Source organism: Ramlibacter sp., from assembly GCF_035706265.1.
Classification (GTDB): Bacteria; Pseudomonadota; Gammaproteobacteria; order Burkholderiales; family Burkholderiaceae_C; genus Ramlibacter.
The window spans coordinates 1-9,287 of sequence record NZ_DASSVG010000118.1 but is presented as its reverse complement, the minus strand read 5'-3'; the positions used below and the strand labels follow the sequence as shown (position 1 = coordinate 9,287).

The window sequence follows — 9,287 nt, the reverse complement described above, 5'->3', positions numbered from 1 at the left end:
GTCGACGATGGTGCGCTTGCCGCCTTCGTACTGCACGCGCCAGCCCTTGCTGCTCGGTTGCAGGCCCGAGGCATCCAGCAGCGCGCCGGCGCGGGCCAGTTCCTCGTGGTAGGCGGCCATGGCCTGGAACATCTTCTCGCTATCTTCCGGGAAGCGGCCCGCCTCGCTGTCCGGGGTGGCCTTCACGATGATCATGAATCGCATGGTGGTCTCCTGTGGCGAAGCCGCATCGGCCTCTTCCCCACGACGAAGCGGGCACCCCGATTTCGACATCCGTCGGTCGGGATAAACCCGAGGCGGCACCAAAGGGCCTCCCAACGCAACCGTAGACTGGTCACAATTTGCAACGAGGAGGAAGTCACCGTCATGTTTTCCGCACGCGTCATCGCATCCTGTGTCCTGAGCTGCTGGCTGGGCGCCGCCTGGGCCCAGGGCACGCCGCCGGCCAAGCCGGCCAAGCCCGCCCCGGCCGCTTCGGCACCTGCGGCTGCCGCCTCGGCGGCCGGCCCCCGCGCTCCCACCGAGAACACGGCGGAACTCGACGAGGTCTCGCGGCTGATGCGCGCCGGCAAGATGCAGGAAGCGCTGGTGCTCGCCGACGCCGTCGTCCAATCCTACGAGGACCGCTACCGCCGCGGCAAGGTCCAGGTGTTCGCCTCGCGCAGCCCCGCCGAAGCGCAGGCCTACCTGAACGAAGTGGGCCGCACGCCGAGCCCGGGCAAGCAGGCGATGGAGGCTGGCGTCTATCCCTCCACCTGGGGCGACGCGTACTACCTCAAGAGCTTCATCCTGACCGAGATGCGGCGCTTCCCGGATGCGCGGAAGGCGATCGAGGCCGCCGTGGCCCTGGCGCCGCACAACGCCGCCTACCGCGCGGAGCTGGGCCAGCTGCTGCTGAAGGAGAAGAACTGGGACGAGGCGGCCAAGGAGTTCAAGCGCGCCGAGGCCGACGCGCGCGAGTTCTCGCCGCCCAGCGTGCGCGGCCGCGAACTGGCGCGGGCGCTGCGCGGCCAGGCTTTCGTGCTGGTGGAGGAGAAGGATCTCGATGGCGCCGAGAAGCTGTACAACGAGTGCCTGAAGATCGACGCCAACGATCCCGTGGCCAAGGCGGAACTGCGCTACATCGCGCAGAAGCGCGGGCACAAGCCCTCCAGCGCCGCCGCCACCAAGTGAGCGCTCAGGAATAGCAGGGCGCCGTCTCCCGCACTTCCACCGTCGCCCATTCGGCGGCGGGGCAGCGGCGGGCGATGGCCAGCGCCTCCTCGCGGCTGGCGACATCGAGCAGGAAGAAGCCGCCGATCATTTCCTTGGCCTCGGCGAACGGGCCATCGAGCAGTTGCGCCTGGCCGCCGCGCACCCGCACGCGGGTGGCCTTGTCCTGCGAGGCGAGCGATTCGACGGCCAGCAGCTTGTCCTGCCGCTTGAGCGTGTCGGCGAAGTCCACCATGCGCTGGTAGACCGCCTCGCCTTCGGCGCGCGTGCGCGTGCCGCGCTGGGCGGGGTCTTCGAGGATCACGAGCATGTAGGCCATGCGCGCGATCATAGGGGCGGCATGCGGCCGCGTCACGCGCGGGCCCGCGTGAGCATGCGCCCCAGCACCCACAGCGCCGCCACCACGTAGACCAGCCCCGCGGGCACCCACATCACGAGGCCGCCGAGTTGCTGGTCCTGCGCCGGGTCCAGCCCCAGCGCCAGCGTGGTCGCGACATAAGGCGCGTACCAGGGATTCGGCGCCAGGCTCAGCAGGGCGCCCAGCGCGCCGGTGTGCATCATGGTGGCGAACAGCGAGGCGGCCGAATGCCCCGGGCCGTAGCGTCCGCGCGGATCGTGCCCCAGCACCGACCACCAGAAGAACAGCGCGGTGGCGAGGAAGCAGAAGTGCTGCGCGATGTGCCAGTCTTCGTGCACCAGCGCCGCATCGAAGGCGGCCGGCAGGTGCCAGGCCCACAGCGCGATCGCATGCAGCGCGAAGGCGCCCAGCGGATCGGTGAGCGCCGACCACGGGCCGGCCCAGGCGCGGCGCGCGAACAGGCGCCCCGCGCCCTGGCGCAGCCGCGGTGGCAGCGCCCAGGCCCAGGCCGCGAGCGGCCGTCCCAGCACCAGCAGCGGCGCGGCCGCGACCATCAGCAGCTCGTGCTGCACCATGTGCATGGAAAACAGGTGGGCCCCGGCGGCGTCGATGGGAGAGACCAGGGCCGCGACCAGCGTGGCCCAGCCCGCCGCGAAGCAGCCGGCCTGCGACGGCGACACGCCGCGCGCGCCGCCCGCGCGGCGCCAGAGGCGATGCAGGCCGAGGCCATACGCGAGCGCGGATCCCGCGAGCAGCGCCATCAGCCACGGCGCGAAGTTCCACGCCCACGGCTCCGCGCCCGAAGCGCCCTCCGGCACGTGCCCCCAGGCGAGCAGCGGCGCGAGTGCCGCCGCGGCGATCAGGGCTCGCAAGGCGTGAGCACCCAGGTGCCGAACCACATCGCCACGATCACGAGCGCGGCGAACGCGCCCACGGCAGCCGCCATGTTGGCGAGGAAGCGGTGGCGGGCGTGCGCCTCGTCGCTGTCCATCGAGGCCGGCTCCGGCCGGTGCAGCGAACACTCGCTGTACGCGAGCACCGCGAGCACCACGACCACCGCCAGCGCCACCGCCGCGAACAGGTGCAGCTGCAGCCTTGTTTGCGTGCTGCACGCAGGAGTCACCATCGAATACATGACGCTTTGCGTCGCCAGCGCCACCCCCGGCGCGACGAGCAGGGCCGCCCAGCTCCTGAGCTTCATGGTGCGCGCGCCCCCCAGTAGATGACGAAGTAGATCGGCAGCCAGGCGGCCACCACGAAGTACCAGTAGAACGAGTTCTCGCTCACGTCGACGAAGCGCTTGCCGTCCAGCGGCCCGATGAAGAACAGCACCGTCAGCACGATCGTGTCCAGCAGGTCGGTAATGATGTGCGTCGTGTGCAGCCCCAGCAGCAGCCACACCACCGAGCCGTAGGCGTTGCTGTCCCAGCGCACGTTGAGGGTGGAGAACTCGAAGGCGCGGATCACGGTGAAGGCGATGCCGAACAGCACGCTGACCACCAGCCAGACCTGCACGCCCCGCAGGTTCAGCCGCTCGGCGGCGCGCTTGGCCAGGTGCGCCGGCACGAAGCTCACGAGCATCACGCCCGTGTTGAGCGTGCCCCAGCGCAGGTCCGGCGGCAGTGCGGTGAGCGGCCAGGTCTCCTGGTGGCTGCGCAGGTAGAAGTAAGCCATGATGACCAGGCCGAATACGAAGCCCTCGATCGCCATCACGCCCAGCGTGCCCCACCACATCAGGCTGCGGTGGGAGAAGACGACGGTGGGCAGTTCCGAGACGTCGAGCGCCCTGCCCTTGGTGACGGCTTCGTTCATGCCTTCTCCGCCGCCACCGAGGCATCCAGCTTCTCGAGCGCCAGTTCCTCCTGTGACTCCTCCTCGGTCGGCCAGAACCACCACACCAGCGGCACCGCCACCAGCACCATGCCCCACACCACTGCCCAGGGCGTGAAGATGGAGCCGACGAAGAAGATGGCAGTGGCGAGCGCGGCGAGGAAGGGCATGGGCGTCGAGGCGGGAAACATCATGCGGCTGTCCGGGTGCGCGTCCGCGACCGTCGTGCAAAGGACCTCGCGCACGTCGACCGCCAGGCCCGCGACGTGGTCCGGCTGGCCTTCGGGCACGCCCTGCCAGAGCGGGTCGCGCCCGTGCACGACCGGTGTGACCGGGAAGTTGCACATGCGCGGCGGCGACTCGGTGGCCCATTCCAGCGTGCCCGCGCCCCACGGGTCGGGGCCGGCGAGCGCGCCGTGGCGGGCGCTGCGCACCGCATTCACCAGCGTCAGCAGGATGCCCAGCGCCAGCGTGACGGCGCCCACCGTGGCCACCAGGTTCAGCGGGCCCCAGCCCATTTCGGCCGGATAGGTGTAGACGCGCCGCGGCATGCCGTGGATCCCCAGCACGTGCATGGGGAAGAAGGCGACGTTGAAGCCGGCGAACATCAGCCAGAAGCTCCAGCGCCCCAGCCGCTCGGACATCATGCGGCCGACGAACTTGGGATACCAGTAGTACAGCGCGCCGAACAGCGGGAACACCGCGCCTCCGAGCAGCACGTAGTGCAGGTGCGCCACCACGAAGTAGCTGTCGTGCACCTGCGAATCGAGCGAGACGGAAGCCAGCATCAGGCCCGTCATGCCGCCGATGATCAGGATCGCGAAGAAGGACAGCACGTAGTAGAGCGGCACCTTGAAGTTGAGCCGCCCGGTCCACAGCGTCGCGATCCAGCAGTAGATCTGCACCGCGGTGGGAATCGCGATCAGCATGCTGGCCGCGGTGAAGAAGGTCTTGCCCAGCTCCGGCACGTTGGTGGCGAACATGTGGTGCACCCAGAGGCCGAAGGAGAGGAAGCCGGTCGCGATGATCGACAGCACCATCGCCGTGTAGCCGAACATCGGCCGGCGCGCGAAGGTGGGGATCATGGCGGACATGAAGCCCAGGCCCGGGATGAAGATCAGGTACACCTCGGGGTGGCCGAAGAACCAGAACAGGTGCTGCCACAGCAGCGCGTCGCCGCCCTCGCCCGGGTTGAAGAAGTGGGTGGCGACCAGGCGGTCCATGATCAGCATCGCGCTGGCCAGCGCCACCGCCGGCATGGCGAACAGGATCATGAAGGCGACCACCAGCATGGCCCACACGTAGAGCGGGATGCGGTTGAGCGTCATGCCCGGCGCCCGCAGCTTGAACACGGTGGCGATGACGATCACCGCGTCCAGCAGCGCCGAGACCTCGGTGAAGGTGATCATCTGGGCCCAGATGTCGTTGCGCTTGCCCGCGCCGTAGGCTGGGCCGGCCAGCGGCGGGTAGGAGAACCAGCCCGCATCCGGCCCCGAGTTGACGAAGAAGGCGGCGTACAGCATCACCCCGCCGAACAGGAAGATCCAGTACGAGTAGGCCGTCATGCGCGGGAAGGCGATCGCGCGCGCGCCCACCATCAGCGGCACCAGGTAGATCGCCAGCGCCTGCATCACCGGCACGGCGAACAGGAACATCATGGTCGAGCCGTGCATGGTGAAGATCTGGTTGTACAGGTCCGGCCCCAGCAGCGTGTTGCCCGGCCGCGCGAGCTGCATGCGCATCGTCGCGGCCAGCAGGCCGCCCAGCGCGAAGAACGCCAGGCAGGTCACGAGGAAGCGCTTGCCGATGGCCTTGTGGTTGATGGCGCAGATCCAGCCCCAGAGGCCCGGCGGGTCGGCCCAGGTGGCATCGAGCACGCGCGCCACCAGCTCGCCGCCGTCCAGGCCGTCCTTCATGCGCCCCTTGTGCGGATGCGGCTTCTCGCCCAGCGGTCCCGGCCTCATCGCAGGCCTCCGAGGTAGGCGACGATGGCGGCGAGGTCCGCGTCGGACATCGGGTTGGCCGGCATGTTCACGCCCGGCTTGTGGCGGTGCGGATCGGCGATCCAGCTCGAAAGATTGCCGGCGTTGTTCGGCAGCGTGCCGGCCGCGATGGTGCGGCGGCTGGCCAGGTGCGTGAGGTCGGGCCCCGTCCTGCCCTGCGCCATGGTGCCCTGGATCGCATGGCACATGGCGCACTGGATGGACTGGAACAGCTGCTTGCCGCGCAGCGCCTGCGGATCTGCCGGCTCGGCCGCCGGGGCGAGCTGCAGCTGGCGCCAGCGCGCGAAGTTCTCGGGCGTTTCGGCATGCACCTCGAAGGCCATGAAGGCGTGCTGGAAGCCGCAGAACTCGGCGCACTGGCCGCGGTAGATGCCGGGCTGGTCGGCCCGGAAGGCGAGCGTGGCCGTGCGGCCGGGAATCAGGTCGCGCTTGCCGGTGAGGCTGGGAATCCAGAGGCTGTGGATCACGTCGCTCGCATTCAACTGCACCACCACCGGCCGCCCCACCGGCACGTGGATCTCGTTGGCGGTCTGGAAGGTTTCCGACACCGGGCCGTCGATGTAGGTGACGTTCCACCACCACTGGTGCCCGGTGACGCGGATGTTGACTGCATCGTGCAGCGGCAGGCGCGCCAGCGCGCGGTCGGTGAACACGCTGGCCGCCAGCAACACCAGCAGGCCGAGGATGGTGAGCGCCACCGCAGTGGCGACGGTGCGGCGCAGGCGCGGCTCCGGCACGTTGACGGTGCCGAGGTCGGGCGGCTCGGGCGCGTGGATCTTCGGGGCGCGCCGCAGCGCCAGCACCAGCGCCACCATCACCGCGAGATAGACGAGAGTGCAGATCGCCAGGAAGACGTTCCACAGCCAGGCGACGTGGCCCGCCTGCGGCCCCCAGGCGGCGAGCATGTCGTGGACGCCGGGGTTCATTGCAGCGGACGCAGTGACTGCTCGGATTCCGACAAGCCCTTCTGGATCGCCGGCTGCGGCGAGCGGAAGTTCTCGGGCTTGCCGGGATAGAGCGAATCGGAACGCGCAGGCGCGACGTCGGAGCGCACGGCGCCGCCCATCGAGCGGACGTAGGCGACGATCTTCCACACCTGGTCTTCGGGGATGTGGCCGCCGAAGGAGGGCATGCCGTTGGGACGGCCCTGCATGACGGTGTTGAAGAGGCTCTGCGGGTCGCTGCCGTAGATCCACTGGCTGTCCATCAGCGCCGGGCCGATGCCGCCGCCGCCGTTGGCGTGGCAGCCCGAGCAGTTGTACCAGCGGTACAGGCGCTTGCCCTCGCTGATGGCGAAGGCGTTGTCGTCGTACATGCTGATGCTCTTCTCGGCCAGCTTCACCAGGCCGCTTTGCGCCATCGCCGGCTGGTTGCTGCTGCGGCGCACGGCGGTGGCGCCGCCGGTGGCGTTCTGCACCTCGGCGGCGAAGTGGCGCTCCTCGCGTTCGCAGGCGGCGAGAGCGCTCGCGGCGAGCAGCAGCCAGGCCAGGCGCGCCCTCATGGTGCGGCCTCCGGCAGGCGCGGCACGCCGTAATCGGCCAGGATGCGGTCGATGTCGGCCTGGCGCCGGCCGATGAAGTCGTCGAGCCGGTCGCGCAGCGCGCGGTCGCCTCGGCGCACGCCCATGGCGATGGCGAAGGAGAAGGGCTGGTCCTTCAGCGTGGCCGGCGGCGGCACGTAGTGCACGCGCAGCGGCACCGGCGCGTGCAGTGCGTAGTAGCCCGCCTGCGGGCCCCAGACGAAAGCCGCATCGAGCTCGCCGCGCGCGAGCGCCTGCACCATGCGCGCGGCGGCCGGCTGCTCGCCCGCGAGTGGAAAGCCCACCACGTTGGCCACCGCGCCGGCCTGCGCGAGGGCGTGGCCGGGCGGCGTCGCCGCGAGGTCGTCGCCCACCAGCTGCACGCCCACGCGCCACTGGCGCAGGCGCGGATCGGCAAAGGTGGTGGGCGGAGCGTGCTGCGTGCGCGGTTCCACCAGCACGTAGCTGGAACGGTAGTAGGGCCGCGTGTTGAGCGTGCGCTCGAAGTCCGCGGGCACGCCGACGATCAGATCGCACAGGCCCGCGCCCAGCGTCTTGCGCACGAAGCCGCGCCGGTCCGGCAGCCAGGCGTATTCCAGCGGCACGCCGAAGTCGGCGGCGACCAGCTGCGCGATGCGGTTCTCGAAGCCGCTGCCGTCGTGGTGGGAGTACGGCAGGTTGTCGGGGTCGGCGCAGACGCGCAGGGGCGTGCGCGGGGGCTCCTGCGCGCTCGCCGCGCACAGCAGCAGGGCGAGGCCCCAGGCCAGGGCGCGCTTCACTGGCCACCTCCCTGCAGCGAGAACACGTACAGGTGCCCGCCGCGGCGCGTGGCGGCGGGCAGGTCGCGCATGGCGCCGACGAAGCCGAGCGCGCCGGTGGCGTCGCGCGGGTCGAGCGCGGCCGAGACGATCGCGCCGGCCCAGCCGCCGACGCCGGCGAACACCGCCACGTACTGCTGGCCGTCGCCGCCGCGGAAGGTGACCGGCTGGCCGATCACGCCCGACTCGGTCTTGTACTGCCACAGCAGCTTGCCGTCGCGCGCGTCGACAGCCTTGAACCAGCCGTCCATGGTGCCGTAGAAGACCACGTCCCCCGCGGTCGCCAGTGCGCCGCTCCACACCGGGAACTTCTCCTGGATCTCCCACGCCTTGCGCTGCTGCACCGGGTCCCAGGCGGTGAACACGTCGCGGTGGCCGCCCGGGCCGGGATACATCTTGGCCTCCACGCCGACGAAGGGCGTGCCCGCGATGTAGCTGGCCTCGGAGGTGACCGCGTCCTGGCACAGGTTCTGGTGCGGGATGTAGAGCAGCTTCGTGCGCGGCGACCAGGCGGACGGCTGCCAGTCCTTGGCGCCGGGCGAGGCCGGGCAGATGCTGCGCACCGTCTCGCCGGCACGGGGAGTCTTGGCCGGGTTGTACTTCAGCGCGCCGGTCTGCAGGTCCACGCCGGTGGAGGTGGTGGTGTGGACGAAGGGCGTCGCCGAGAGCACCTGACCGCTGCTGCGGTCGATGACGTACAGGTAGCCATTGCGGTCCGGTCGCAGCAGCACCTTGCGCGTGGTGCCGCCGATGGCGAGGTCCACCAGCACGCTCTCGTTCACGCCGTCGTAGTCGTGCAGGTCGTGCGGGCTGGTCTGGTAGAACCAGACCGCCTCGCCGGTGTCGGGCCGCCGGGCGAACAGGCCGGCCGTCCACTTGTTGTCGCCGGGGCGCTGCTCGGGGTTCCAGGGCCCGGGGTTGGCGGTGCCGTGGTAGATCAGGTCCAGTTGCGGGTCGTAGGAGATGAAGCCCCACACGGTGCCGCCGCCGATCTTCCAGGCCTCACCGGGCCAGGTCTTCACGCCGAGGTCCGGCCCCTGGTCCGACCGGTAGTACGGCTTGAAGCTGGGGCCGATCAGCACGTCCTTGTCGGGGCCGGTGTTGTAGGCACGCCAGGCGATCTTCCCCGTGGCCGCGTCGAGCGCGGTGATCCAGCCGCGCACGCCGAACTCGCCGCCGCTGTTGCCCACGAACACCTTGCCCTTGGCCACCGTGGGCGCGCCGGTCATGCTCTCGCCGCGCTTGATCTCCCCGAGCTTCGTGCGCCACAGCTCCCGGCCCGTCTTCGCGTCGAGGGCGATGGTCTGGTTGTCGAGGGTGTTGAAGAAGAAGCGGCCGTCGGCATAGGCGCCGCCGCGGTTCACGGTGTCGCAGCAGGCCACGCCCTGCGCGCTGGCGTCCGGCTTGGGGTCGAAGGTCCACTTCTGCGTGAAGGGGAACCTGGAAACGTCGAAGGCGTAGACGATGTTCGGGAACGGGCCCACCACGATCATCGTGTTGTCGGCCACGATGGGCGCCGCCTCGTGGCCGCGGTCGAGATTGGTGGG

The 9,287-nt window shown here is 70.3% G+C and carries 11 protein-coding genes; 1 reads left to right on the top strand and 10 read right to left on the bottom strand.

Features of this window, described 5'->3' with window-relative positions; genetic code table 11:
• The coding region (locus VFM98_RS04580; RefSeq protein WP_414708982.1) for a YciI family protein at positions 1-204 on the bottom strand (204 nt) is incomplete at its 3' end.
• A gap of 162 nt (positions 205-366) precedes the next feature.
• On the opposite strand from VFM98_RS04580, the gene VFM98_RS04575 reads away from it, so the two are divergent.
• Positions 367-1,173, top strand: coding sequence for a tetratricopeptide repeat protein (locus VFM98_RS04575; RefSeq protein ID WP_325108714.1), 807 nt, complete (start codon positions 367-369; stop codon positions 1,171-1,173).
• Between the two features lie 4 nt (positions 1,174-1,177).
• Here VFM98_RS04575 and VFM98_RS04570 read toward each other — a convergent pair whose 3' ends face one another.
• The 9 genes from VFM98_RS04570 to VFM98_RS04530 all read right to left on the bottom strand — a co-directional run.
• Complete coding sequence (locus VFM98_RS04570) at positions 1,178-1,531, bottom strand: YciI family protein (protein WP_325108713.1); 354 nt, start codon at positions 1,529-1,531, stop codon at positions 1,178-1,180.
• Positions 1,532-1,563: 32 nt separating this feature from the next.
• A complete protein-coding gene (locus VFM98_RS04565; RefSeq protein WP_325108712.1) occupies positions 1,564-2,442 on the bottom strand; it encodes a cytochrome c oxidase assembly protein in 879 nt (292 codons plus the stop codon).
• Positions 2,430-2,771, bottom strand: coding sequence for a hypothetical protein (locus tag VFM98_RS04560; RefSeq protein WP_325108711.1), 342 nt, complete (start codon positions 2,769-2,771; stop codon positions 2,430-2,432). The genes VFM98_RS04565 and VFM98_RS04560 overlap by 13 nt, the downstream gene beginning before the upstream one ends.
• A complete protein-coding gene (locus tag VFM98_RS04555) occupies positions 2,768-3,382 on the bottom strand; it encodes a cytochrome c oxidase subunit 3 (protein ID WP_325108710.1) in 615 nt (204 codons plus the stop codon). The genes VFM98_RS04560 and VFM98_RS04555 overlap by 4 nt, the downstream gene beginning before the upstream one ends.
• Positions 3,379-5,364 (bottom strand): cytochrome c oxidase subunit I, encoded by a 1,986-nt coding sequence (gene ctaD, locus VFM98_RS04550; protein ID WP_414708981.1) that lies wholly within the window; start codon positions 5,362-5,364, stop codon positions 3,379-3,381. Before ctaD ends, VFM98_RS04555 begins: the two co-directional genes overlap by 4 nt.
• Entirely contained in the window at positions 5,361-6,329 is a 969-nt protein-coding gene (gene coxB, locus VFM98_RS04545) for a cytochrome c oxidase subunit II (protein ID WP_325108709.1), read from the bottom strand. The genes ctaD and coxB overlap by 4 nt, the downstream gene beginning before the upstream one ends.
• The gene (locus VFM98_RS04540; RefSeq protein ID WP_325108708.1) at positions 6,326-6,904 is read right to left on the bottom strand and encodes a cytochrome c; all 579 of its coding nucleotides are present in this window, start codon (positions 6,902-6,904) and stop codon (positions 6,326-6,328) included. Before VFM98_RS04540 ends, coxB begins: the two co-directional genes overlap by 4 nt.
• Positions 6,901-7,701, bottom strand: coding sequence for a quinoprotein dehydrogenase-associated putative ABC transporter substrate-binding protein (locus tag VFM98_RS04535; protein WP_325108707.1), 801 nt, complete (start codon positions 7,699-7,701; stop codon positions 6,901-6,903). Before VFM98_RS04535 ends, VFM98_RS04540 begins: the two co-directional genes overlap by 4 nt.
• The coding region (locus VFM98_RS04530) for a PQQ-dependent dehydrogenase, methanol/ethanol family (protein ID WP_325108706.1) at positions 7,698-9,287 on the bottom strand (1,590 nt) is incomplete at its 5' end. The genes VFM98_RS04535 and VFM98_RS04530, both read right to left, overlap by 4 nt.

What these genes read in the sequence shown, in the direction of transcription:
- VFM98_RS04575 (WP_325108714.1), top strand. Translation starts at nt 367, where the DNA reads ATGTTTTCCGCACGCGTCATCGCATCCTGTGTCCTGAGCTGCTGGCTG.
- VFM98_RS04570 (WP_325108713.1), bottom strand. Translation starts at nt 1,531, where the DNA reads ATGGCCTACATGCTCGTGATCCTCGAAGACCCCGCCCAGCGCGGCACG.
- VFM98_RS04560 (WP_325108711.1), bottom strand. Translation starts at nt 2,771, where the DNA reads ATGAAGCTCAGGAGCTGGGCGGCCCTGCTCGTCGCGCCGGGGGTGGCG.
- VFM98_RS04555 (WP_325108710.1), bottom strand. Translation starts at nt 3,382, where the DNA reads ATGAACGAAGCCGTCACCAAGGGCAGGGCGCTCGACGTCTCGGAACTG.
- ctaD (WP_414708981.1), bottom strand. Translation starts at nt 5,364, where the DNA reads ATGAGGCCGGGACCGCTGGGCGAGAAGCCGCATCCGCACAAGGGGCGC.
- coxB (WP_325108709.1), bottom strand. Translation starts at nt 6,329, where the DNA reads ATGAACCCCGGCGTCCACGACATGCTCGCCGCCTGGGGGCCGCAGGCG.
- VFM98_RS04540 (WP_325108708.1), bottom strand. Translation starts at nt 6,904, where the DNA reads ATGAGGGCGCGCCTGGCCTGGCTGCTGCTCGCCGCGAGCGCTCTCGCC.